Source organism: Mycobacterium sp. E796 (genome assembly GCF_001672815.1).
Taxonomy (GTDB): domain Bacteria; phylum Actinomycetota; class Actinomycetes; order Mycobacteriales; family Mycobacteriaceae; genus Mycobacterium.
Map to the genome: position 1 here is coordinate 1 of NZ_LZKK01000307.1, position 24526 is coordinate 24526.

At 70.5% G+C, this 24526-nt stretch carries 16 protein-coding genes; 9 read left to right on the forward strand and 7 right to left on the reverse strand.

The annotated features are described in order from the left end of the window. The first annotated feature begins 61 nt into the window (after nt 1-61). Both A5706_RS24085 and A5706_RS24090 read left to right on the forward strand, forming a co-directional pair. Nucleotides 62-1201, forward strand: coding sequence for a PPE family protein (locus tag A5706_RS24085; protein ID WP_068136347.1), 1140 nt, complete (start codon nt 62-64; stop codon nt 1199-1201). Nucleotide 1202: 1 nt separating this feature from the next. Further along, nucleotides 1203-2339, forward strand: a complete 1137-nt coding sequence (locus A5706_RS24090) for a PPE family protein (RefSeq protein ID WP_068136350.1) — start codon at nt 1203-1205, stop codon at nt 2337-2339. Here the strand turns inward: A5706_RS24090 and A5706_RS24095 are convergent. Continuing rightward, on the reverse strand, nt 2328-4658 hold the full coding sequence (locus A5706_RS24095; RefSeq protein WP_082964591.1) for a heavy metal translocating P-type ATPase: 2331 nt from the start codon (nt 4656-4658) through the stop codon (nt 2328-2330). The two genes, A5706_RS24090 and A5706_RS24095, sit on opposite strands and share 12 nt — an antisense overlap. Before the next feature lie 99 nt (nt 4659-4757). Between A5706_RS24095 and A5706_RS24100 the strand changes: the two genes are divergently transcribed. Together A5706_RS24100 and A5706_RS24105 are read left to right on the forward strand one after the other, a co-directional pair. After that, nucleotides 4758-5162 carry a CBS domain-containing protein gene (locus tag A5706_RS24100; RefSeq protein WP_068136358.1) on the forward strand — a complete coding sequence of 135 codons (405 nt, stop codon included), beginning with the start codon at nt 4758-4760 and terminating at the stop codon, nt 5160-5162. Next, on the forward strand, nt 5159-6697 hold the full coding sequence (locus A5706_RS24105) for an FMN-binding glutamate synthase family protein (RefSeq protein ID WP_068136361.1): 1539 nt from the start codon (nt 5159-5161) through the stop codon (nt 6695-6697). Before A5706_RS24100 ends, A5706_RS24105 begins: the two co-directional genes overlap by 4 nt. Here A5706_RS24105 and A5706_RS24110 read toward each other — a convergent pair. From A5706_RS24110 to A5706_RS24120, 3 genes are read right to left on the reverse strand one after another with little or no spacing between them, the layout of a single operon-like run. Beyond that, complete coding sequence (locus A5706_RS24110; protein ID WP_068136363.1) at nt 6616-9336, reverse strand: cation-translocating P-type ATPase; 2721 nt, start codon at nt 9334-9336, stop codon at nt 6616-6618. The two genes, A5706_RS24105 and A5706_RS24110, sit on opposite strands and share 82 nt — an antisense overlap. A 17-nt stretch (nt 9337-9353) precedes the next feature. Beyond that, complete coding sequence (locus A5706_RS24115) at nt 9354-9956, reverse strand: DUF5994 family protein (protein ID WP_068136483.1); 603 nt, start codon at nt 9954-9956, stop codon at nt 9354-9356. 9 nt (nt 9957-9965) lie between these two features. Then, nucleotides 9966-14309: a cation-translocating P-type ATPase gene (locus tag A5706_RS24120; RefSeq protein ID WP_068136365.1), complete on the reverse strand. Its 4344-nt coding sequence runs from the start codon at nt 14307-14309 to the stop codon at nt 9966-9968. Between the two features lie 109 nt (nt 14310-14418). Here A5706_RS24120 and phoU point away from each other — a divergent pair, with 109 nt between their 5' ends. Genes phoU through A5706_RS24140 form a run of 4 tightly spaced genes read left to right on the forward strand, consistent with a single transcriptional unit; the run spans nt 14419 to nt 22287 of the window. Then, complete coding sequence (phoU, locus tag A5706_RS24125) at nt 14419-15084, forward strand: phosphate signaling complex protein PhoU (protein WP_068136367.1); 666 nt, start codon at nt 14419-14421, stop codon at nt 15082-15084. A 53-nt stretch (nt 15085-15137) separates the two neighbouring features. Beyond that, the gene (gene mgtA, locus A5706_RS24130) at nt 15138-17801 is read left to right on the forward strand and encodes a magnesium-translocating P-type ATPase (RefSeq protein ID WP_068136370.1); all 2664 of its coding nucleotides are present in this window, start codon (nt 15138-15140) and stop codon (nt 17799-17801) included. Then, nucleotides 17798-19330, forward strand: coding sequence for an APC family permease (locus A5706_RS24135; RefSeq protein ID WP_255406335.1), 1533 nt, complete (start codon nt 17798-17800; stop codon nt 19328-19330). Before mgtA ends, A5706_RS24135 begins: the two co-directional genes overlap by 4 nt. Before the next feature lie 53 nt (nt 19331-19383). Then, a complete protein-coding gene (locus A5706_RS24140; RefSeq protein WP_068136373.1) occupies nt 19384-22287 on the forward strand; it encodes an arylsulfatase in 2904 nt (967 codons plus the stop codon). 6 nt (nt 22288-22293) lie between these two features. Here the strand turns inward: A5706_RS24140 and A5706_RS34550 are convergent, their stop codons facing one another. The 3 genes from A5706_RS34550 to A5706_RS24155 all read right to left on the reverse strand — a co-directional run bounded on the left by A5706_RS34550 (nt 22294) and on the right by A5706_RS24155 (nt 23436). After that, nucleotides 22294-22464: a hypothetical protein gene (locus tag A5706_RS34550; protein WP_231985244.1), complete on the reverse strand. Its 171-nt coding sequence runs from the start codon at nt 22462-22464 to the stop codon at nt 22294-22296. Between the two features lie 156 nt (nt 22465-22620). Continuing rightward, nucleotides 22621-22932, reverse strand: a complete 312-nt coding sequence (locus tag A5706_RS24150) for a DUF732 domain-containing protein (RefSeq protein WP_068136489.1) — start codon at nt 22930-22932, stop codon at nt 22621-22623. A gap of 150 nt (nt 22933-23082) precedes the next feature. Further along, a complete protein-coding gene (locus A5706_RS24155; RefSeq protein WP_068136378.1) occupies nt 23083-23436 on the reverse strand; it encodes a DUF732 domain-containing protein in 354 nt (117 codons plus the stop codon). 167 nt (nt 23437-23603) lie between these two features. Here A5706_RS24155 and A5706_RS24160 point away from each other — a divergent pair, with 167 nt between their 5' ends. Beyond that, nucleotides 23604-24497: a PHB depolymerase family esterase gene (locus A5706_RS24160; RefSeq protein WP_068136493.1), complete on the forward strand. Its 894-nt coding sequence runs from the start codon at nt 23604-23606 to the stop codon at nt 24495-24497. The last annotated feature ends 29 nt before the right edge of the window (nt 24498-24526 follow it).

Genomic DNA, 24526 nt, shown 5'->3' on the forward strand with positions numbered 1-24526 from the left:
GGTCGCGGGCCAGTCAGAGCACCTTTCCTGGATGGTTTCCCGAATAAGAGATGTGAGTGTCATGGACTTTTTAGCGCTGCCCCCCGAGGTCACCTCAGCGCTCGTGCATTCGGGTCCAGGGGTGGGATCGCTGATCGAGGCGTCCGCCGCCTGGCAGCGCATCGGCAACGAGTTGGACAGCTCGGTCAGCACCTATACGTCGGCGCTGTCCTCGCTAATGGACGCGTGGGACGGCCCATCGGCCGCGGCGATGGTTCAGGCCGTCCAGCCCTACATCACCTGGCTGCGGGACACCGCCCAGCAGGCCGACCAGCTGGCCTCCTCGACGCAGGCCGCCGCGGCCGCGTTCAACTCTGCGCAGTCGGCGGTGGTCCCGGTCGCGACGGTGACCGCCAACCGGACGCGGCTGGCGCAGCTGATCGCCACCAACCGGTTCGGCGCCAACCTGCCGGCCATCGCCGCGACCGAAGAGCAGTACCAGGCCATCTGGGCGAACAACTCGGCGGCGCTGACGCGATATCAGGCGGCCGCGGCGCAGGCGCTCGACCTGCAGCAGTTCACCACCCCGCCGGCGATCACCGACCCGGCCGGAACGGCCGCGCAGGCCGCCGCGACGTCCGCCGCCGCCGCCACGCCGGCGGCAACGACCCCGCTGGGGGAGCTCCTGACGAACATCCTCAGCACCCCATTCGGCTTCGACCCCAACGCCGGCTGGTTCGGGCTGGCCAACACCTACGCCAACCAGTTCATCTCGTCCGGTTTCCCGATCAACCTGCTCAGCTACATCGCGCAGAGCACCTCGGCCCAGGCGCTGCAGAGCGTGGGCGGTGACATCGGCCAGGGCCTCTCAGAGGGCGAGTCGGCGCTGGGAGCCGCGGGGGCCAGCTTGTCCAACGCGGTTCGGTCGCTCGGATCGGCGCCCACCGGCGCCATGGCCGTCGGCGTGTCGATGGGCAAGCTGACCGCGCCGCCCGCCGTCGTGGGGCTGCTGCCCGCTACGCAAACGCCGGTCCAACTCGCGTCGGCGGCGTCGCCGCTCGACGGCGCCGACGCCGGGTTCGGCATGCTTCCGCCGCTGATGCCCCCGCCGGTCTCGGCGGGCAGTGGCTGGCGCAAGCGCAAGCAGACCAAGCTCGAAGATCTCCAGGTGGGCGCCGAAGTCAAGGGCAAAGTGATCCACACACCGCCATCGGCCGGATGACATGGACTTCGGGACGCTGCCCCCAGAAATTAGTGCGGCGCTGATCCACTCCGGACCCGGTGCGGAGTCGTTGATCGAGGCGTCCGCCGCGTGGGAGCGATTGGGCATCGAGCTGGAGGACTCCCTGCCTGGCTACGGCTCGGTGCTCTCGACGCTGGGTGAGGCCTGGGGCGGCCCGTCCGAGGCCGCGATGATCCAGGCTGTCAACCCCTTCCTCGCGTGGTTGGCCGCCACCGCGCAGCAGTGCGAGCGGGTCGGCTCCTCGATCCAGACGGTGGCCGCGGCATTCGAATTGACCCGCCGGACCGTGGTTTTCCCGGTTCAGGTCGCCGCCAACCGCACCCGGCTGGCGCAGCTGATCGCCACGAACTGGCTGGGGACCAACTTCGCCGCGATTGCGGAGACCGACGCCCAGTACGAGGGCATGTGGGTGAACAACTCGGCGGCGATGAACCGCTACGCGGCGACCTCGGCACAGGCCACCCGGCTGCCGCAGTTCTCGTCGCCACCGACGATCGTCAGCCCGGCGGCAGCGGCCGCGCAAGCCACCGCCACGTCCGCCGCCGCCGCCACCCCGGCGGCATCGACGCCGCTGGGGGATCTCTTGACCAACATCCTCAGCACCCCCTTCGGCTTCAACCCCCAGAAGGGCTGGTTCGGCCTGGCCAACACGTATGCCGACCAGTTCATCGCCGGCGGAATCCCGATCAACCTGCTCAGCTACATCGCGCAATACACGTCGGCCCAGGCGCTGCAGAGCGTGGGCAGCGACGTGGGCCAGGGGCTGGCCGAGGGGGAGGCCGCGCTCGGCGGCGTCGAGGCGGGCCTCGCCGACGCGGTCCGGGCGGCCGGGTCGGCGCCGACGGCGGCGGTGGGCGTGGGGGTTTCGCTCGGCAAACTGATGGCGCCGCCCGCCACGGTGGGGATGTTGTCGGCGTCGAAATCTGCGGTGCAGCTGGCGGCGGCGGTGTCGCCCCTGGCCGCGGACGAATCCGGGTTCCCCTTCATGCCGCCGCCGATGATGCCGCCGGTCGCGCCGCGCGACAAGAGCAAGCGCGGGGGGCGTGACTACGACGACCTCGAAATCGGGCTGGAGATCAAGGGGACGTTCATGACCCGCCCGCCCTCAGCGGGCTGAGTCGTCAGCAGTCTCGGCCAGGGTGAAGTAGTTCTCTTCCTCCTGCACGAAGTGCAGGCGCAGCAGCGCGTACAGCCCGTAGAGGCAGGCGAGCAGGTCGTCGACCTGGTCGTCCCCGATGGAGCCGTTGGCCTGAGCCAGCTCGACGTGGGCACCGATCCGGTCCGACAGCCGTTGTATCTCGGCGTGGGTCCGGCTCATGGTCGCGGTGGCCTCGCCGGTGCCCAGGGGGTGAGCCAGCGCGGGGTAGAGCTCGGTTTCCTCGGCGCGCTCGTGCGGCAGGACGCGATCGACCAGTAACCGGTGTGCGCGCGTAATCGCCTGCAGCGCAGACTGATCGGGCGCGGCGGCGAGGCGGTCCGCCGCCTCGCGAAGCAGCCCGATGGCGTCGCGCAGTTCGTCGTGTTCGGCGTCGAAGCGGCGCAGCATCCGTTCAGTCTGCGCGGGTAGGTCGACCTCGGTGGCCGGGTTGCCGCGCAGGGCGCGCAGCGCGTTGAGGATGACGGCGACGTCGATGCCCTCCTGCAGCAGCGCGCCCGCGGCGGGCGGCAGCCAGCCCAGCGCGGCGACGACCATCGCGATCAGCGACAGGCACATGCCGACGACGGCGCTCTGCACCGCGATGCGCCGCGACCACCGCGCGATGTCCATCGCGTCGGCGAGCCGTTCCAGCCGGTCGGTGGTCAACACGACGTCGGCGGCCTCCGAGGAGGCGGTGGCACCGCGCGCGCCCATCGCCACTCCGACGCCGGCTGCGGCCAGCGCGGGGGCATCGTTCACCCCGTCGCCGACCATGACGGTGACCGCGCGCTCCTGTTCGGCGCGCACCGCGGCGACCTTGTCCGCCGGGCTCTGCTCGGCGTAGACCTCGTCCAGCCCCAACACGGCGCCGACCTCGCGGGCGGGCCCGGCGCGGTCGCCGGTGAGCATCACCAATCGCCGCAACCCGGCGGCGCGCAGTCGCCGCACGGTGCGCGGGGCGTGGCGGCGCAGCGGGTCGCGCAGCAGCACCGCACCGGCCGGTCGCCCGTCGATGCACACCCACGCGATCGCGGCGGTGTCCAGCAGGGCCCGGTTCACGGCGGCCCGCGCCCATTCCGTCGAGGTGTCGCTAGCCAGCTTGCCGACCTGGATGCGCCGATCGCCGACGGTGGCGGTGACGCCGCGCCCGGGTTCCTCGACCACGTCGGTGGGCAGGTCCAGCCGCAGGCCGCGGGCCAGCGCCTCGGTGACGATCGCCTCGGCCAGCACGTGTGGGGACAGCTGATCGACCGAGGCGGCCAGCCGCAGGATCTCAATCGCGTCGCGCCCCGGCGCGGCCGCGACGTCGATGACGACGGGTCGCCCCATCGTCAGCGTGCCGGTCTTGTCCATCACCAAAGTCGTTGCGCGCCCGAGGTTTTCCAATGCGGCCCCGCTGCGGATCACCACGCCGTGACGCGAGGCGCGCGACAGCCCGGAGACGATCGCCACCGGCGCCGCCAGCAGCAGCGGGCACGGCGTCGCCACCACCAGCACCGCCACGGCCCGCACCGGCGACCCGCTGGCCAGCCATGCCGCGCCGGCCACCGACAGCGCCAACGGCAGGAACCACGCGGCGTACCGGTCGGCCAGCCGCACCACCGGTGCGCTCTGCGCCCCGGCCTCCGCGGCAAGCCGCACGATCTGCGCGTAGGTGCTGGCGTCGGCGGTGGCGGTGGCGCGCATCTCGAACGCGCCGCCCGCGTTGACCACGCCGCTGCGCACCGGTTCGCCCTCGCCACGCTCCACCTGAAGCGGCTCGCCGGTCAGCACCGACTCGTCGAGCACCGCCGCCGCGCCGACGATGCGCCCGTCCACCGGCACCACCTCGCCGGGGCCGACGACGAGCAGGTCGTCGATCGCCACTTCGTTCAGCTCGATCGTGCTGACGACGGATCCGACGCGCCGTCGGGCGAACCGGGGCGCGTGCTCGAGCAGGGCGCGCAGGTCGTGGGACGCGCGGCGCTCGGCCGCGGCCTCCAGCGCCCGACCGCCGGCCAGCATCACGGCGATCAGCGCACCGGCGAGGTACTCGCCGACCAGCAGCGTGCCGATCAGGGACAGCACCGCGATCAGGTCGACCCCGAACCGGCCGCGGCGCAGCCCGGCCACCACCCAGACCACCGCCGGGACGAGGCCCACCACTGTGCCCGCGATCCAGCACCCGTCGGCGACGTCGTGCGCGCCCACCAGCCAGGCGATCCCGCCCGACACCAGCGCGCCGACGCTCAGCGCGACCAAAATCGCAGATCCCCTTCCGCCCACACCATTCCCTTCGGGAGACGGGTCTGCGGCCAGCCTGTACCGGCTTCGCCTCGTTAAATAGGGCCGGGTGTCCCTGAACTAGGGACTCAGGTCACTAGAAAGGCCGGCCAAGTTCCGGTGAACATTGCTGGCGTGACTGGCTTTTCTGCACCGGGCTCGCTCCCGATCTCCACCATCACCGGCGACCCGGTGGCGCGCGTCGCCGCCGACGCCACGGTCGCCGACGTGGCCATGGCCATCGCGGACTGCGACGTCGGCGCCGTCGTTGTGGGCGACGACGACCGGCCCGCGGCGCTGGTGAGCGAGCGCGACGTCGTCCGCGTGGTGGCGGCCGGGAAGGATCCGGCTCGGGTCTCGGCCTCCGACATCGCCAGCACCAAGCTGGTGTGGTGCGACGCCGACGCGACGATCGATGACGTGGCGGCCCGGATGATGGACCACTACATCCGCCACGTCCTGGTGGAGCGCGACGGCGCGCTGGCCGGCATCGTCTCGGCGCGCGACCTGCTCGGCGTCTACGGCGCCTACGGCGCGTGAAATTCCGCCCGGCCGGCCTCGCCGGCGCCAGCCTGGCCGGCCTGACGGCCTGGGACCTGCTGCAACGCCGCCACACCATCCTGCGCAACTACCCGATCGTCGGTCACCTGCGGTTCCTCCTCGAGGCCGTCGGCCCCGAGCTGCGCCAGTACATCGTCACCGACAACGACGCCGAACGGCCCTTCAGCCGCGACCAGCGGCGCTGGGTGTACACGTCGTCGAAGCTGACCAACCGCTACTTCGGGTTCGGCACCGACAACGACCTGGAACGGGTGCACAACTACCCGATCATCAAGCACGCGGCGTTCCCGGTGCCCACCCCCGAGGGCGAACCCGAGCATCCGGACCCGTCGGTGTCGCTGCCGGCCGGCAAGGTGCTCGGCGGGGCGCGCGGCCGGGCCCGGGCCTTCCGGCCGTCGTCGCTGGTCAACGTCTCGGCGATGAGCTTCGGCTCCCTCTCCGGCGCGGCCGTCACCGCGCTCAACAAGGGCGCGGGGATCGCCGGCGCCCTGCACACCACCGGCGAGGGCGGGGTGTCGCCGTACCACCTGGGCGGGGGGGACCTGGTGTGGCAGATCGGCACCGGCTACTTCGGCTGCCGCAACGACGACGGCACCTTCAGCCTGCCCCGCCTGATCGACCGGGTCGCCGCCACGCCGTCGATCCGGGCCATCGAGATCAAGCTGAGCCAGGGGGCCAAGCCCGGCCTGGGCGGCATGCTGCCCGGCGCCAAGGTCACGCCCGAAATCGCCGCGATCCGCGGCATTCCGGTCGGGGTGGACTGCAAGAGCCCGGCCGGGCACTCGGCGTTCCGCGATGTCGATGGGCTGCTCGACCTGGTGGAAACCATCGCCGCCAAGACGGGCCTGCCGGTGGGCATCAAGTCGGCGGTCGGGGAGGATTCGTTCTGGCTGCAGCTGGCCGAGCGCATGGCGCGCACCGGTCGCGGCGTCGACTTCGTGACCGTCGACGGCGGCGAGGGCGGCACCGGCGCGGCCCCGCTCGTCTTCAGCGACCACGTCGCCCTGCCGTTCAAGTGGGCCCTGCCGCGCGTCTACCGAGCCTTCGCCGAGGCGGGCCTGCACCACGACGTGGTGTTCATCGGCTCGGGCAAGCTGGGCATCCCCGAGAACGCCCTGCTGGCCCTGGCCGCGGGCTGCGACATGATCAACGTCGCGCGAACCGCCATGTTCTCCATCGGTTGCATCCAGGCCCAGCGCTGCCACACCGGCCGCTGCCCCTCCGGGGTCGCCACCCAGTCCGCGTGGCTGCAACACGGCCTCGACCCGGCGTTGAAATCGGTGCGCTGCGCCAACTATTTGGCCACCCTGCGCTTCGAGCTGCTGTGCCTGGCGCGCGCGTGCGGCCACGTCCACCCGGCCCTGGTGCCGCTGGAAGCGATCGAGCTTCTCGATGTCGACCTGAAGACCGTGCGGGCCGACGAGCTGCTCGACTACCGCCCGGGCTGGGGCGTGCCCGGCGCGGCCGACGTCGCGGCGCTCACCGAACTCATGGCACGCCGCCTGTCCACGTAACGCAGGATCAGCTTGCGGACCTCGCTGACCCACAGCACGGTGCTGGCCAGCGCCGTGCACACCAGCCACTGGCTCACCGACAGCGGCGTGGTGGTGAAGGCCTTGTTCAGCAACGGCAGCTGAACCACGGCCACCTGGAGCAGCGCCGACAGCGCGATCGCCGCCCACAACCACCGGTTGGCGAAGAGGCCGCGAAACACGGTCTGCGTCTCGGATCGGGCGTTGAGCGTGTTGAACAGCTGCGTGATCACCAGCACCGTGAAGCCCGCGGTCCGGGCCGTGTCGAGAGACGACGGCATGGGGCCGCCGGGCACGTACAGGTGGATCGCGACGAGGGTCGCTGCGGCGACGGCCGAGCCGATCACGACGATGTTGTTCCACATCCGCCCGTCGATGACCCGGTCCGACGCCGAGCGCGGCGGGCGGCTCATGACCTCCTCGGTCTGGGGGTCTACGCCCATCGCCAGCGCCGGCGCGCCGTCGGTGAGCAGGTTGATCCACAGGATCTGGGTGGCCAGCAGCGGCAGCGCGACGGTGTGCCCCGTCGTCAGGCCGATCGGGCCGGCCAACACCACGCCGAAAAAGACGGTAAGGACTTCGCCCATGTTGGAGGAGAGCAGGTAGCGCAGCGACTTCTTGATGTTCGAGAAGATGCCCCGGCCTTCGCGGATCGCCTGCACGATGGTCGCGAAGTTGTCGTCGGCCAGGATCATGTTCGCCGCCTCCCGGGCGACCTCGGTGCCGGTGCGGCCCATGGCGATGCCGATGTCGGCAGACTTCAGCGCGGGCGCGTCGTTGATGCCCTCGCCGGTGACGGCGACGATTTCGTGGTCGGCCCGCAGGGCGTCGATGATGCGCAGCTTGTCCAACGGGTCGACCTGGGTGTATTGCGAGTGCCGGTGCACCGTTTCCCGCAGCTCCGCGTCGTCCAGCGCGGCGAGCTCGGCGCCGGACACGGCCGACTCGTCGTCCTCGATGCCGAGCTGGCGGGCGATCCGGGCCGCCGCGCGCGGATGGTCGCCCGTGATCATCACGACCCGGACGCCGGCGCGGTGCGCGCTGGCGATTGCCGCCGCGGCCTCCGGGCGGGGCGGGTCCATGATGCCGACCATGCCCGCGTAGGCCAGCTCCGGTTCAGCGTCCCGCGCCCGGTAGGCCACGGCCACCGGGTGCAGCGCGTCGCGCGCCATCCGCTCGGCGTCGGCGCGGATCGTCGCCCTCGCCGGGTCGTCGAGCGGTTCCAGCCGATCACCGATCCGTAGATACGCGCAGCGGTCGAGCACCACGTCGGGGTCGCCCCTGGTGACCGAGCCGGTGTCCGGACGATGCCGTATACCGGCCTTCGCCCGGGCCACCAGGAAGGCGGCGTCGATGGGATCGCCCTCGACGGTCCAGTGCCCGTCGGCCTCCTTCAGCGCGGCGCCGGCACTGCCCGCCTCGAGCACCAGCGCGGCCTGACGCCACAGGTCGCTGCCCTCCGCGAGCGCGGCGCCGTCGCGCTCCAGCCGGCCCTGGGGCCGGTAGCCGGCGCCTGTGACGTTCACCTCGCCCAACGGCGTGACGACCCGTTCGATCGTCAGCTCGCCCGTGGTGAGGGTGCCGGTCTTGCCGGAGCAGACCACGGAGGCCGAACCCAGCGTCTCCGCGGAGGACAGCTCCTTGACGATCGCGCTCTGGGCGGCCATCCGCCGCATTCCCAGCGCGAGCACCATCGACATGATGGCCGGCAGCCCCTCCGGCACGGCGGCGACGGCCAGCGAAACGCCGAGCAGCACGGCCGTGATGACGTCGTCGGCGCTGTGGATGCCGAAGACGAGAAAGATGGTCGCGATCACCACCACGGCGATGGCCAGCACGGCGATTCCCAGCAGCCGGCTGGCCCGGGCCACCTCGCGCTGCAGCGGCGTCTCGGCGTTGTCGACGGCGCGCACCAGGCCCGCGATCCGTCCCGTCTCGGTCGCCATCGCCGTCGCGGTCACCACCGCCCGCGCGGCGCCCTTGGTGACCGCGGTGCCCTTGAACACCATGTTGACTTTGTCGGCCAGTGCCGCCGGATCCGCGAGGGCGCCGGCGTCTTTCGGGACGGGTTCGCTTCGGCCGGTCAGCGCCGCCTCCGACACCTGCAGCCCGTCGGCCGACAGCAGCCTGGCGTCGGCGGCCACGGCGTCGCCCTCGGCCAGCACCAGCACATCGCCGGGTACCAGTTCGCTCGCCGCAATCCTGCGTTGCTCCCCGTCGCGCACGACGGCCGCGGTGGCGGCGGTCATCCGCGACAGGGCGTCGACCGCGTGCTCGGCGCGCGTCTCCTGGGCATATCCGAGCGCCGCGTTGAGGACGAGGATGACGCCGATCACGACGGCGTCGACCGGCCAGCCGGCGGCCCCCTCGGCGGCCCAGACGCCGAGCGACGCGGCCAGGGCGGCCAGCAGCAGGTAGGTCAGCGGGCTGCGGAACTGCGCGACGAGCTTCCGCCACGTCGGCACCGGCGGGACGCTCTCGACGGTGTTCGGACCGACTTCGCCGCGCCGCCGCGCCGCCTCGCGCTCGGTCAAACCCCGTTCGGGGTCGGTCTTCAGGCGTTCGGCGACGGTCCACGACTCGAGCCGGGCGGGATCGGGGTCGGTCAGCGGGCGCACCACCGAAACGCTCCCGGTGACTAGGGCGCGGCGGTCGCGGCGCGGGACTCCATCATCCGGTTGCGAACGATGTGCTCGACGAGGATCGGAACGAAGGCCTGCACCGGTGCGTCGACGAATTGCTGGGCGGCCTCCTCGCACCACCGCAGGATCTGAGCGTCGCGCTCGGGGTCATGGCGCCCCTCGTGGCGGGCCAGCTTTTCCGCGACGTCGGCGACCGACTTCGACACCGCGGGAACGCCGGCCGGGGGCTCGCCGGCGTCGTCGGTTCCCCGCGCCTCGTCCAGCGCCTGCCGGGCGGCCTCTTCGCTGGTGTCCGGCCGGATGACGTGCAGCGTGAGGTGCCGGCCGTCCGCGCCGATCAGGATGACGCTGGCCGGCTCGTCGCTGGTGAATCCCAGCAATTCGACCGTGTGGCCGCCGATTTCGACCGGGGCCGGCGTCTCGTCCCAGCCGTTGCGGCGGTACCCGATCATCACGATCTGCCCGAGCCGGTCGGACACCGAGGCCACCAGGTCCGGCAGCTCCTGGACCAAATGCCTGGACCGGGGCCACCAGGCCCCGTCGATATGTTCGGCCGCACGCCGAAAGGGCTTGAGCTGCAACCGAATTTCGCGCTCCATCTCCACCACCTATTCGCTCAAACTATGGGACTGCTGCGCAACGTTGCGCCCAACGGTAAGGGCTTGCTGGCGCACCCGCGACACGAGCGGCCCGGACGCGCGAAACGCCAGCTCGGGTGCAACGGCCGACAGCACGCACGCCACCGCCGCGGCCAGCAGCGCCTCACCCCAGGCCACCGGGTCCACGGGGGTGCAGCCGAACACCTGGCTGAGCCCGGGGGTGCTCACCACCGCCGCGAGCGCCGCGAGGGACCCGGCCGTCGTCAGCACCACCAGCGGGCCGTGCGAATCGACCAGTGTCTGCGCGAGCTGGGTGCCGACCAACCCGATCAGCGCGACCGTCGCCGCGCGCCGCGGGGTTCCGGTCACGCTGGCCATCGACCAGGCCAGCATGGCGCCGGTCGTGGTGGACACGCCGCGAATCCCGATCGCGCGCCACATCGCTTCTTCGTCGCGGTCGGCGTCGCTGTCACCCGCCTGCGGGCTGACGGCCAGGGCGGCGGCCGGCAACGCGTCGGTCAGCATGTTGACCAGCAGCAGCTGGCGCGCGTTGAGCACCGAACGCCCGGTCAGGATGGTGGTGATCAGCGCGAAGCCCACCTCGCCGAGGTTGCCGCCGACCAGCATCGACACCGCCGACTGGACGCGCAGCCACAACTGCTTGCCCTCGTCGAGGGCGTCGATCAGCGCCTCGATCCGCTCGTCGAGCAGCACCACGTCGGCCGCGCTGCGTGCCGCGTCGCTGCCGCGCGCGGCCACCCCGATGCCCACGCTGGCGGCCCGGATGGCGGCGGCGTCGTTGACGCCGTCGCCGACCATCGCCGTGACCAGCCCCGCCCGCTCCAGGGTCTGAACGACGTCGATCTTGTGTTCGGGGGTCATCCGCGCGAACACCAGCCGTGACTTCGCCGCCTCGGCCCGTTGGCCGGCGGCCAGCGTTTCCCAGTCGTTGCCGGTGATCACCTGGTCACCGGTCACCTCGATGCCCAGCTCCCGGGCGATCACGGCCGCGGTAGTGGGATGGTCGCCGGTGATCAACCGGACGCCGATGCCGCGCTCGCCCAGCTCCTTCAGCAGCGCCCTGGCCGCTGGGCGCGGGGTGTCGGCCAGCCCCAACAGGCCGATCGGTGTGAGCCCGGACGTGCACAGGGTCTCCAGCCGGTCGGGATCCGCGGCAGCAGCCGCGGCCTCGTCGGGGCTGAGTTGCCGCTCGGCCGCCGCCAGGACCCGCAGCCCGTTGGCCGCCATCTCGTCGATCAGTTGCGTCAGCGGCTCGTCGTCGTGCCGCAGCGCCGACGAGAGCGCCTCGGGCGAGCCCTTGATGGTCAGCCGCGTGCCCACAAGGGCGGCGGCGAACGGGCGGCCGGACTGGAACGGCAGGAACGCGTCACGGGTCGGCTGCCGCGGTGCGGAGCCGTCGCCGCGGAGGGCGGCATCGCCGGCGGCCCGGTATATCGCGTCGTCGGTGGCGTGGTCAACGCGGTGAGTGTGCCTGGCGTAGCTGGTGCTCAGCGCCGCGTCCAGCACCTCTGCGGCGGTGAAACCCGCCATCGGGTGCACGGTCTTGACCGTGAGCCGGTTCTCGCTCAGCGTGCCGGTCTTGTCGAAGCAGACCACGTCCAACCGGGCCAGCGCCTCGATCGAATGGGGGTTGCGGATCAACACCGATTCGCCGGTGAGGCGTCGCGCGGCGGCCAACTGGGCCAGCGTCGCCACGAGCGGCAACCCCTCCGGGATGGCGGCGACGATGAGCGTGACCGCGCTGGCTGCCGCCTCGCGCAGCGGGGTGCCCCGGGCCACGCTGAGCAACCCGACCACGCCGCCGCTGACCACGCTGAAGGGCAACGCGCGACGGGTGATATGCCGCAGCTGGCGCTGCAGGCCGATCTCCTGCAGCTTCCGCGGGGCCATCGCCAGCGCCCGGCGCATCTCCGTGCGCGAGCCGACCGCGGTCACCACGGCCACGGCCGTGCCCGCCACCACCGTGGTGCCGGCGTAGAGCATGCAGGTCCGCTCGGCCAGCGGGGCGCCCGGCGTCGGATCGGTCTGCTTGGACACCGGCAGCGACTCGCCGGTCAGCGTGGATTCGTCGACCTCGACGTTGAGCGCCTGCAGCACCCGGGCGTCCGCGGGAACCACCTCGTCGGCGTGGACCTCGATGATGTCGCCCAGGCGCAGCCGCTCCGTCGGAACCTTCTCGCGACGCCCCGCGTCGAGCGGGCCCACCCGCCGACGCGCCGGCGGATCCTGCACGGCCAGCAGACGGTTGAGGATGGTTTCGGCGTGCAACTGCTGCTCGGCCGACAGGGCGGCGTTGACCAGCAGGACGCTGCCCACCAGGACCGCGTCCAGCGGCGAGCCGAGCAGCGCACTGGCCAGCGCGCCCGTCGCCAACAGCGGGGTGATCGGGTCCGCCAGGTCGCCGCGCATCTCGTCCACGAAATCGCGGACGCTTCGCCACGACGCCACGCTGGCGCCGTGCAGCACGCGAACCGGTGGCAGCTTGTGCCACCACGCGGTCGCCTCCTCGTGGTGTTCATCGGGAGGCCGGGGCAGCAGCCGCTGCACCTCCGCGCCCGGCAGGCCGTGCCAGTCGTGGCCGGTTTCGGGTTCCGGCAGCGGGGCCCGGAGGACCTTCGTGGCCGCCCGGTATCCAAACCACAGGCTGGCGGCCATGCCGACGTTGACAGATGCCGAACTGCGGCCCGGGACACCGGGAATGAGCATCAACGCGCCGATCGCCGACGCCGAGGCCGACAACCGGATGGCGCCGTCGGTGGCGGCGCGCGCGGCGGGTAGCGCGTGCATGACGCGCCAGGCGCCGGTCAGGTCTTTGGCGATCACGTCGGCGCCCCACGGCGGGGGATCGCTGTCGCGCAGCAGCCCGATCGTGATGTCGGCGCGGTGCGCCGCCCGCATTTCCGACGTGGTCAGCAGGGCCACCGTCGCGCCGCCGGCCTTCAGCTCGGCGACGGCCGCCGCCACCGCGTGGTCGACCGAACCGTCCGTCGGATAGAGCTGGTCGAATCCCTGTGCCAGCGAACGCAATCCGTCGTCATCGAGAGAAAAGACCCGCGGCTGCGACTGCCGCGCTTCGGTGAGCACCGCCGCGGCGAACCCATCGCGGACCGGGCTGATCAGGGCCTCGCCGGGGCCGCCGGCTCTGGGGATGTCCGCCAGCTGGTGCCATCCGGGCTTCAGGCCGTCACCGTCGAGCGCGGCCCGAACCGCCTCCCAGGCCCGGGCACGTTCCGAATTGTCCACCCCCAGAACGCGACTGACCATCAGCTCCTCGGTGTACAGCGCCCGGGGGTCGATCATGATCGCGTCGATCCGGTCGAGTGTCCGCAACGCTCTGGGGCGCAGCACGAGCGCATCGTGACGGGTGGTCAGGCCGCGGCTCATCGCCGCGCCGAAGGCCTCGCGCACCGTGCGCAGCGGCTTCGGCACGGCGGTCAGCGCGGCGGCGCCGGCGGTGTCGGGGTTGCGCGAGAGCAGGCCGACCGCGGCGGCGGCGCCGATGCCCGCCAGCCCGATCCGGTTGGCGTAGCGTTCCGCGGGGCCGTCGGGCGGATTCGGGATGCTTCTGGGTTTCGACACCGCATCGTCCGGCACCGGCCGCTCACTCAGCGCCTCCTCGTGCCGAAACCACGCCAGCCGGCCGTTCCAGCCCTCGGCCGCCAGCATCGTCCGGGTGGCGGCCTCCGCGGCCGCGGCCGTCGGCGACAGGGTCAGCGCGGCCGTCGCCGCGTTGACGAAGCCGAACAAGACGTCGGTGCCCTCCGGCCCCAGCCGTCGCTCCAGCTCTCGGCGCACCCGGGGGAGGTGGTCCGCCAGGGTCGACGGGACGGTCACCACGTCGGGCAGCCGGGGCAGCCGCAGGAGGCTGCCGGTCAGCGAAAGGCCAAGTCCCACAGCGGCGGCGGCGGCCGCCATCGTCTGCCCGACCAGCAGCGCGTCGTCGCCGGGCAGGCTCGCCGGGAGCGCCCGCACGCGCCCGCGGTGGCGCTGTTCGGCGCCGGCGACGATCCGGGCGAGTTCGACAGCCGAGGGGCCGCCGGCGTCCACGGTCACCACCAGTCGCGCAACGGTGCGGTTCAGGTAGACCCCGCGCACACCCGGCGTCATGCGGACGGCGCCCAGCACGTCGGTGGCGACGGCCGAGGCGTGCTCACCACCGAGGCCCCGCACCTCGATCCAGCGCCGCGGGCCGTTGCTGCTGGTGCGCCGCGCCGGCGGGCCACCGATCGCCTCGATCGCCATGCCCGCCGCCGTGCCCAGCAGGGCCGTGCTTGTGGAGGTCGCCGCGACGACTGCGCGCAGGGGCGCTGCCAGCAGGCGGGTGCGCGACATGCATCGAAGACTAGACCGGCGGTGATGCGCTGACGGGAGTCATTTAGACACCGTTCGGATGGCTTTTGTCACTTGTGAAAAGTGCCGAAATGAGGTGAGGCTTGCACCCATGCGAACCGCATATCACGAACAGCTAGACCACTTGGCCGCGCAACTGGGGGAGATGTGCGGACTGGCCGGGATCGCAATGAAGCGCGCGACCCAGGCCTTGCTGGCGGGCGACCTTGACGCCGCCGAGCAGGTGATCCGCGACCACGATCAGATCGTGGCGATCCGCGTGCAAGCCGAACGAGAGGCGTTCGCGCTCTTGGCGTTACAGCAGCCGGTTGCCGGTGACCTGCGGGCCATCTTCGCCGGCGTGCAGATCATCGCCGACACCGAACGCATGGGCGCGCTGGCCGTGCATGTGGCCAAGATCGCCCGGCGGGAGTACCCGAAACAGGTAATTCCCGACGATGTTCGCGAGTGCTTCACCGACATGGGCAAGGTGGCAATCGCGTTGGGCGACAGCGCAAAACGAGTGCTGGCATCACGCGACCCGCAGCAGGCCGCCCAACTGCACGAACAAGACAAGGCAATGGACGCACTGTACCGGCATCTGTTTCGTGTGCTGCTCGACGACGACTGGCAGCACGGCGTGTCGGTGGGCGTGCAAGTGGCGCTGTTGGGCCGCTTCTACGAGCGTTTCGCCGACCACGCCGTCGAAATCGGCCGCCGCGTCATCTTCCTGGTTACCGGCGAGCTACCCGATGAGGACGAGATCTCGACCTACTGATTGACGGCAGTTGAACAACTGGTTTCACGGGACCGACGCAGGGGAGCCGCGCAATGTCGTTGTCAACGAAGGTGACGAGCGCGCCCGAGTCGCCGCCGCTGACCGCCAAGCGGGTCGCCGAGGCCCCCGTCGATCAGGTCCTGCAATGGCTGGACAGTTCGGCCGCCGGGCTGTCGAGCGCCGAGGCGTCCGCCCGCCTGCAGCGGCACGGCCCCAACGCCGTGCGGACCCATCACGTCAACGCGCTCGCGGTGCTGGGCCGGCAACTGCGCAACGCGGTGCTCATCCTGTTGGCCGGGACCGCGGTGGTCTCGTACTTTCTCGGCGACAGCATGCAAGCCGTCATCATCGGGATCATCCTGGCGGCCAGCATCGGTTTGGGCTTCGTCAACGAGTATCGCGCCGAGCGAGCCGCCGCCGACCTGCACGGACGGGTGCACCACAACGCCGTGGCGCGCCGCGACTCGAAATTCGTCACGGTCAGCGTCACCGACCTGGTGCCCGGTGACGTGATCCGGCTGTCGTTGGGTGAGGCCGTGCCCGCCGACGTCCGGCTGATCGAGGTCACCGGCCTGGAATGCAACGAAAGCATCCTGACCGGGGAATCGACCGGCTCGGAGAAATCGCCTCAACCGGTAGCCGCGGGCGCCGACCTGGCGGAAGCGGAGGACCTGGCCTTCATGGGCACCATCGTCAGCGCCGGGGAGGGCGTCGGCGTGGTGTACGCCACCGGCCGGGACGCCGAATTCGGGCGCATCGCAGCGGGTTTGGATCAGCGCCAGCCGGAAACCGACTTCCAGGTCGGGCTGCGCAAGTTCTCCTACCTGCTGCTGCAGGTGGCGATCGCGCTGATGGTGATCATCTTGGCCAGCAACCTGCTGCTGCACAAGCCGATCATCGATTCGGTGCTGTTCTCGCTGGCGATCGCGGTCGGTATCACGCCGCAGCTGCTGCCCGCCGTGGTCAGCACCAGCCTCGCGACGGGATCGCGGCGACTAGCCAAGTCGAAGGTGCTCGTCAAACGGCTGGTGTGCATCGAGGACCTCGGCGACATCGACATCCTGATCACCGACAAGACCGGCACCCTGACGGAGGGCCAAATCCGCCTGGTCGACGCGATCGACCCCGCCGGCGCGCACGCCGACCCGGTCCGGCGGCTGGGGCTGCTGGCCACCGACGTCGACCCGGAATCCGGTGGCGTCGGCGCCAATCCGCTCGACGCCGCGCTCTGGGAGTCCCCGGGGGCGCAGGAATTGGTGGGCGACGCGGTGCGCCGGGTCGCGATCCTGCCGTTCGACCACGAGCGCCGGGCGACGTCGGTCCTGGTCGACGACGACGGCAAGCGCGTCCTCGTGGTCAAGGGCGCGCCGGAGCAGGTGCTGGCCCGCTGCCGGGCGGCGTCGCCGGCGGCGGAGGAGACGCTCGCGGCCCTGTTCGCCGCCGGGCGCCGGGTGGTGGCCGTGGCGCTGCGGCCCGCGGGCGAGCTGACGGAGCTGACCGGGATCACCCCCTCCGACGAACGCGACCTCGCGCTGGCCGGCTTCCTGGTCTTCGCCGATGAACCTAAACCCGCTGCGCGGCAATCTCTTTCACAGCTGGCCGCGCTGGGCATCGAACTCAAGATCGCCACCGGCGACAATCCGCGTGTCGCCGAAAAGGTCTGCGCCGACCTCGATTTGGCGTCCAAGGGCACCGCCACCGGGGCGGACCTCGATCCCCTCGACGACGACGCCTTCACCGAGGCCGCCCGCAACAACACGATCTTCGCGCGAATCTCGCCCGAGCAGAAGGCGCGGCTGATCGTCTCGCTGCGCCGCCACGGGCGATCGGTCGGCTTCCTCGGTGACGGGGTCAACGACGCGCTGGCCCTGCATGCCGCCGACGTGGGGATCTCGGTCGACAGCGCCACCGACGTCGCCAAGGACGCGGCCGACGTGGTGCTGCTGGAGAAGGACCTCGGCGTGCTGGCCACCGGCGTCGCCGAGGGCCGGCGGATATTCGCCAACACCATCAAGTACGTGCTGATGGGCACCTCGAGCAACTTCGGCAACATGTTCAGCGCGGCCGCCGCGTCGGCGCTGCTGCCGTTCCTGCCGATGCTGCCCAGCCAGATCCTGCTCAACAACCTGCTCTACGACAGCTCCCAGCTTGCCATCCCCACCGACCGGGTCGACGAGGAACAGCTGCACGCGCCCTCGCACTGGAATGTCGCCTTCATCCGCCGGTTCATGCTGATCTTCGGGCCGATCAGCTCCCTGTTCGACTTTTTGACGTTCGGGTTGATGCTCGGCGTGCTGCACGCCGGCGCCGTCGAATTCCGCACCGGCTGGTTCGTGGAATCGCTTGCGACACAGACGCTGATCATCTTCGCGATCCGCACCCGCAAGGTGCCGTTCTTCCGCAGCCGAGCCAGCGTCCCGCTGACCGTCACCAGCCTCACCGTGGTCGCCGTCGGGGTCGCGCTGACCATCTCGCCGCTGGCCCACACCCTGGGCTTCACGCCGCTGCCGTGGCAGTTCTTCGCAGTGCTGGGTGGCTTCGTCGTCGTCTACCTGGTCCTGGTGGAGCTCGCCAAGCTGATGTTCTACAGCGAGCCGATGAACCAGACCGGCCAGCCGCACCGCACTCGCGGACACGCCCACCGCGTCCGGCGCCGCGCCGCGCGCTTCCACTACGTCAACGGCTTGTCGCCCCGCGCACGCGGCGCCCGGACTTGATCGTTCGGTCATCGGATGAGTCTTGCCGCGGCCAGGCCGCCGGCAAGGGCCTGCGGCCGGGGGCTGTCGGACTGAAGGGCAGCCTTGTCATCGCGCTATCCTCGGTGGCTCCGGCTTACAGTTTGGCCGCCGTGCTGGCGGGCATGGTGGCCGCGACGGGCGCAAAGTCGCCTGCACTGTTCGTGATCGGATTCGTTCCGATGCTGCTGACCGCCTTCGCTTTTCGTGAACTCGCCCGTGAAACCCCCGACTGCGGATCCACCTTCACCTGGGTAACCCGCGCGTTCGGCCCATGGGTGGGCTGGCTCGCCGGCTGGTGCTCGCTGATCGCGGCCGTGGTGGCCGTCGGCAACGGCGCCCAAATCGCCGCCATCTATTTGCTCGAGGCGTTGCACCTGCAGGGCGCGGCGAATTCGATGGCCGCGCAGATCGCGGCGGGCGGGCTGGCCGTCGTCGTGCTCACGCTGCTGTGCGTGCGGGGCATCGACGTCACCGAGCGCACTCAAGCTGTCCTTGTCGGCGCGCAGTTCGTCATGCTGGCGCTGGTAAGCGTGATCGCCTTGACGAAAGTATTCGGCCACCATGCCGGTCCGCAGGCGGTCATTCCGCAGTGGTCCTGGCTGGCGCCCACCGGGCTGTCTGCGTCGGCGATCGCCCACGGGATGATCCTGTGCGTGTTCGCGTACTGGGGGTGGGATGCCTGCCTTTCGGTGTCGGAGGAAACCAGGAACCCGCACAAGAACCCGGGCAAGGCCGCGGTGCTCGCGACGGTCGTGGTGCTGGGCACCTACGTGATGGTTAGCTGCGCGATTCAGGCCTTCGCCGGTTTCGACACCACCGGAATCGGTTTGAACAATCCACTCAACGCCAACGACGCCCTCGCCATCCTGGGCAACCCGGTGGTGGGAGGCGCACTGGCGGTGCTGCTGCTGCTCGCCATCAGCTCGTCAGCACTCGCCTCGGCGCTGACCTCGCTCGCAAAGACCGCGCGAAACATGCTGGCCATGGCCGTCTATCGCGCCCTGCCCCAACGGCTCGCCCGAGTGAACCGATACCGCACACCGTGGTTGGGCACGGTGCTCGTCGGCGCCGGTGGATTCGCGACCTACCTGGTGATGATGCTGCTCAGCCGTGACTCGCTGGCGGACATGGTGGCCTCAGTGGGCTTGATGACCGCTTTCTACTATGCGATGACCGCCTACGCGTGCGTGTGGACCTACCGGCAGACGCTGCTGCGGTCGGCGCGCGACTTCTGGTTGCGAGGCGGTCTTCCGCTCCTCGGCGCGCTGGGCATGACGTGGGTGTTCCTGCAGAGCACGGTCGACATGTACGCGCCCGACTACGGCAAAACTCATGTCGGACCGGTCGGTGGCGTGTTCATCCTGGGCATGGGTCTTGTCGCGTTGGGCGTCCCGGTCGCGGTGCTCAGCGCCACGGCCGGTGGCCGCGACTTCTTTCGCGGCAAGACGCTGGATGCGGCCACCGAGATCACCGTCCCCGATGCGACACCGACAGGGTCCAAAGAGTAGAGGTCTATATTTCGGACCGACGAGCCGCTATCCGTCTGCGAGGGAGTTTCGTCATGAGCGAAGACAACGCGCTGGTCATTGTCGCCGGTTATCAGGACCTCGATGCGGCTCGCCGGGACTTCGAAACCCTGGCCGAGCGAACCAAGGCCAAGGAGGTCGCGCTGCGGGGCGCGGTGCTGGTCGGCAAGGACGCCGACGGCAATCCCGTGCTGCTCGATACGGGCAACCGGCTGGGCCGCCGGGGCGCGGCCTGGGGGGCGGGCGCCGGCCTGGCGGTCGGCCTGTTCTCGCCGGCCCTGCTGGCCACCGCCGCGGTCGGTGCGGCGGCCGGGGCGCTGGCGGGAACGTTCGCCGACCACCGGATCAAGAGCGGGCTGGCCGACAAGATCGGGCAGGCGCTGGCCGCGGGCAGCGGCCTGATCATCGCCGTGACGCCGGCGGAGGGCCGCCTGGGCGTTGAGCAGGCGTGCGCCGGCTCCCCGATGAAATCCGTTGCGGAGCTGAGCCGTTCGACGCTGCGCAGCCTGGGCGCGGCGCTGGAAGAGGCGATGGGCAAGTTCAACCCCGACCGCACCCGGCTGCCGTTGCCGCAGCGAGCTTTCGGCGGCACCATCGGCCGCACCATGGCCGACTCGGTCGGCGACTGGACGATCGTCCCGGGGGCCAAGGCGCCCGACGGCGCACCCAACGTGCTCATCGTGCTCATCGACGACGCCGGGTTCGGCGGCCCGGACACCTTCGGCGGCGCCATCCGGACCCCGACCCTGACCCGGGTGGCTCAGAACGGGTTGACCTACAACCGCTTTCACGTCACCGCGGTCTGCTCGCCGACCCGCGCGGCGCTGCTGACCGGGCGCAACCACCACCGGGTCGGCTTCGGTTCGGTCACCGAGTTCCCCGGCCCCTTCCCGGGTTATTCCTCGGTCCGGCCGCGCAGTTGCGCCGCGCTGCCCCGCATCCTGCGCGACAACGGTTACGTGACGGGCGGTTTCGGCAAGTGGCACCTCACCCCGGACAGCGTCCAGGGCGCGGCGGGCCCGTTCGACAACTGGCCGGTGGGCTGGGGCTTCGACCACTTCTGGGGCTTCCTGTCCGGCGCCGCAGGCCAGTACGACCCGATCATCACCCAGGACAACTCCGTCATCGGCGTGCCCCAGGGCAAGGACGGCCGGCCCTACTACTTCCCCGACGACCTCACCGACAAGGCCGTCGAATGGCTGCACGCCGTGCGGGCACAGGACGCCGAGAAGCCCTGGCTGATGTACTACTCGACCGGCGCCACCCACGCGCCGCACCACGTGTTCGCCGAATGGGCCGACAAGTACCGCGGCCAGTTCGACGAGGGCTGGGATGTATACCGGCGCAAGACATTCGAACGCCAAAAGCAACTCGGCGTGATTCCGGCCGACGCCGAGCTGACCGAGCGGCCCGATTTGTTCCCGGCCTGGGACGGCCTGTCGGACAACCAGAAGAAGCTCTTCGCCCGCCAGATGGAGGTGTTCGCCGGGTTCTCCGAGAACGCCGACTGGAACGTCGGCCGGCTGCTCGACGCGATCGAGGATCTCGGCGAATCCGACAACACGCTGGTCTTCTACATCTGGGGCGACAACGGCGCCAGCATGGAGGGCACCGTCACCGGCTCGTTCAACGAGATGACGTTCCTGAACGGGGTGCTGCTCGACGCCGACCGTCAACTCGAGCTGATCGAGCAGTACGGGGGAATCGAGGCGCTCGGAAACGAGTTCACCGCACCGCATTTCGCGAGCGCCTGGGCGCACGCCAACAACACGCCGTTCCAGTGGGGCAAGCAGATGGCCAGCCACCTGGGCGGCACCCGCGACCCGATGGTGGTGGCCTGGCCGAGCCGGATCCGTCCCGACGCCGCCATCCGCGGCCAGTTCACCCACTGCATCGACATCGCGCCAACGGTGTTGGAGGCCATCGGTTTACCGCAGCCGGTCAGCGTCGACGGCTTCGAGCAGGAAGCAATGGACGGAACCAGTTTCGTCCACACCTTCGACGACCCCGCGGCCGAAGAGCGCCACACGGTGCAGTACTTCGAAATGTTCGGCAGCCGCGCGATTTACCAAGACGGATGGTGGGCGTGCACGCGGCTGGACAAGGCGCCGTGGGACCTCTCGCCCCAGACCCTGGCGCGGTTCGCGCCCGGAACGTACGACCCGGACAGCGACGTCTGGGAGCTGTACTACCTGCCCGACGACTTCTCCCAGGCGCGCAACGTCGCCGCCGAGCATCCCGACAAGGTTGCCGAGCTCACCCGGCTGTGGTGGCAGGAGGCCGAACGAAACCGGGTGCTGCCGCTGCTGGGTGGCCTTGCGGTGATGTTCGGCAGCCTGCCGCCGCTGCCGACCACCACCCGGTTCACGTTCAAGGGCGACGTGCAGAACATCCAGCGCGGCATGGTGCCCCGGATCTTCGGGCGCTCCTACGCGATCGAGGCGCGGCTGGTCGTTCCCGACGACGGCGCGCAGGGCGTGATCGTCGCCGACGCCGACTTCATCGGCGGGTTCGCGCTATGGGTCGACGAGCGCCGGCGGCTGCGCCACACGTACTCGTTCCTCGGCGTGGACACCTACAAGCAAGTGTCCACCGAGCCGATTCCCACCGGGGACGTGACGGTGCGCATGCTCTTCGAATCCGATCAACCCGTCCCGGGTTCGGGTGGGCGGGTGACGCTTTGGGCCGACGACCGGCTGATCGGTGAGGGCTCGATGGCCAACACGGTGCCGCTGGCCTTCACGTCATACGCGGGGATGGACATCGGGCGCGACAACGGCCTCGTCGTGGACCGCGATTACGAGGACAGGGCGCCGTACGCGTTCACCGGGACCGTCAAGGACGTCGTGTTCGACCTCAAACCCGTTCACCCGGACGCCGAACAGGCGCTGCACGAGCACGCGGCCGTGCAGGCCGTCGGGCGCGGCGCCGCGGGCTAAAGGCCGCTACTGCTGGGCGCGGGCGACGTTCCCGCCGGCGAGGCCGGACTGGATGCCCCGGTTGATCTGGTCAGCGACGGAGGAGCCGCCGTTCGAGACCGTCTGCGGGCAACTGCAGGACAGATCGTTGAACACGCTGGGGTCGGCGCCGGCCGGTGCCGCGATCGAAATCGCCATCCCGACTGCGACAGCAGCGCCAACTAAAATTCTCGATACCACGTAATCAGTTCTCCGAGCTGGTAGGTGATATCGGGAGTGTAGGGCCGGCAGATCTCGCAAGAGCGGCCGCGCGCGTTGCCGTCAGGTTAAGAAAAAAGCACGTTCGCTGTGAGGTCAGGACGCGTACTTGGGGCAGTACGCCCGGATGCTGGCGCCGACGAAATACCCGGCGTGGTAACCGTCGAGGCTGCTGTTGCTCATGACGGTCGACGCAACCTGGTTCACCGTCCGGCCGGTGTCCAGCTCGTCGCAGACCTCGTGGCCCGCGATCAAGGCCTTGTCGGGCGAACCGAAATGGATGCCCTTGGCGTTGAGCGCCGCGAGGAACGCGTCGTCGGCGGCGTCGGCGCGGGCGATCGCGGCCGTGGCCGCCAGGGGAGCGAACGCGGCCAGCACGACCAGGCGGGCGATGCGGGTGATCGTCATTTCGCCCTCCTGGATCGTCGGCACCATTGGGCCAGCCGCGAATTTCGAACATACAGCTTCGCACAATGCGGGGATCGGCGAGTTGAAATCAGGTCGACACGAAAGGCGTTCGGACGACCGGATTCCGCGAGTTAGACCGGCGTTATGCCGTTACGACGGCACGTCCGCGTACTGCGGGCAGTACGCGCGTTCGGCCAGGGCCACGAAGTAGCCGGCGTCGTCGCCGTCGATGCCGCTGCTGTTCATCACGTCGGTCGCGATCTGTTCCTGCGTCTTGCCCATATCGAGTTGGTGGCACACCAAATGCCCCGCCGCGACGGCGGCTTTGGGCGACTCGTGCTCGATGCCGTGGTTGTGCAGCGCCGTGATGAACGCGTCGTCGGTGCTGTCGGCGTAAGCCGGCGGGGCCGCCGTCACCGGACCGAGCAGCGCGACCGCCGGGATGAAGCCGGCAGCCAACAGCGGGAGCAGCCGGCGAGGCTTGCGGGTACCGGTACTCGTCATTTCTAATACCCCCAAGGTTCTGAAGTTCCGTTGTTTGACGACTGAAGGTTCGGCCGCCAACGTTGCAAGCAGGTTACAGCTCGCCATCATCTAATCATCGCGGATATTGCGAACAACGCAACAATGGTTCCCGCCGACCGTACCCGCGCTGGTTTTCGCTCGTCGTCCTGGCGGCCTGGGCGGTCGGCGTCGCGGGTTGTGATGTGCGCCACGTCTCGGCGGCCAGCGCCCGGGATCTGGCCGGCACCTTGCGTTCCGGCGGCATGGACCGCACTTACACGTTGCACGTGCCGCCCGGCGATCCCGTCGCCTTGGTGCTCAGCCTGCACGGCGGGGGCGGCACCGGAACCGGCCAGCAGGGCCTGACCGACTTCGACGCCGTCGCCGATGCCAACCGCCTGCTGGTGGCCTATCCCGACGGTTACGACAAGAGCTGGGCCGACGGGCGGGGGGCGTCACCGGCGGATCGTCACCACGTCGACGACGTCGGGTTCCTTGTCGCGCTGGCGGACAAGCTGCAAAGCGACTACAACATCGCGCCCGGGCACGTCTTCGCGACCGGGATGTCCAACGGCGGCTTCATGTCCAACCGGCTCGCTTGTGACCGCGCCGACGTGTTCGCCGCGATCGCGCCGGTGGCCGGCACGCTGGGCGCCGGTGTCGTCTGCCACCCGTCGCGTCCGGTATCCGTGCTGGCGGCCCACGGAACCGCCGACCCGCTGGTGCCGTTCAACGGCGGGAACGTGCGCGGACGGGGCGGGGTCAGCCATTCGATCTCGGCGAACAGCATGGTCGACACCTGGCGTTCGGCCGATGGGTGCCAGGGCGATCCGTCGACGCAGGTGCTGCCAGGCGTGGGCGACGGCACCGTCGTGCGCCGCTTCGATTCCGCGGCCTGCGCGGCGTCCACCGAGGTGATCTTCTACCGGATCGAGGACGGCGGGCACACCTGGCCGGGGGGCAAGCAGTATCTGCCCCAGGCGATCATCGGGCGCACCTCGCGCGCCCTGGACGCCTCGGAAGTCATCGCCCAGTTTTTCCTCGCGCACGGCCGGAACTAGCGGAAGCGGTTAGTATGCCTCATGGCCGT

Bases quoted from the DNA above. Each gene is read 5' to 3' on its own strand.
- A5706_RS24120 (WP_068136365.1), bottom strand. From the start codon at position 14,309: ATGTCGCGCACCCGCCTGCTGGCAGCGCCCCTGCGCGCAGTCGTCGCG.
- A5706_RS24150 (WP_068136489.1), bottom strand. From the start codon at position 22,932: ATGACGATCACCCGCATCGCCCGCCTGGTCGTGCTGGCCGCGTTCGCT.
- A5706_RS24155 (WP_068136378.1), bottom strand. From the start codon at position 23,436: ATGACGAGTACCGGTACCCGCAAGCCTCGCCGGCTGCTCCCGCTGTTG.
- A5706_RS24115 (WP_068136483.1), bottom strand. From the start codon at position 9,956: ATGGAGCGCGAAATTCGGTTGCAGCTCAAGCCCTTTCGGCGTGCGGCC.
- A5706_RS24085 (WP_068136347.1), top strand. From the start codon at position 62: ATGGACTTTTTAGCGCTGCCCCCCGAGGTCACCTCAGCGCTCGTGCAT.
- A5706_RS24090 (WP_068136350.1), top strand. From the start codon at position 1,203: ATGGACTTCGGGACGCTGCCCCCAGAAATTAGTGCGGCGCTGATCCAC.
- mgtA (WP_068136370.1), top strand. From the start codon at position 15,138: ATGTCGTTGTCAACGAAGGTGACGAGCGCGCCCGAGTCGCCGCCGCTG.
- A5706_RS34550 (WP_231985244.1), bottom strand. From the start codon at position 22,464: ATGGCGATTTCGATCGCGGCACCGGCCGGCGCCGACCCCAGCGTGTTC.
- phoU (WP_068136367.1), top strand. From the start codon at position 14,419: ATGCGAACCGCATATCACGAACAGCTAGACCACTTGGCCGCGCAACTG.
- A5706_RS24140 (WP_068136373.1), top strand. From the start codon at position 19,384: ATGAGCGAAGACAACGCGCTGGTCATTGTCGCCGGTTATCAGGACCTC.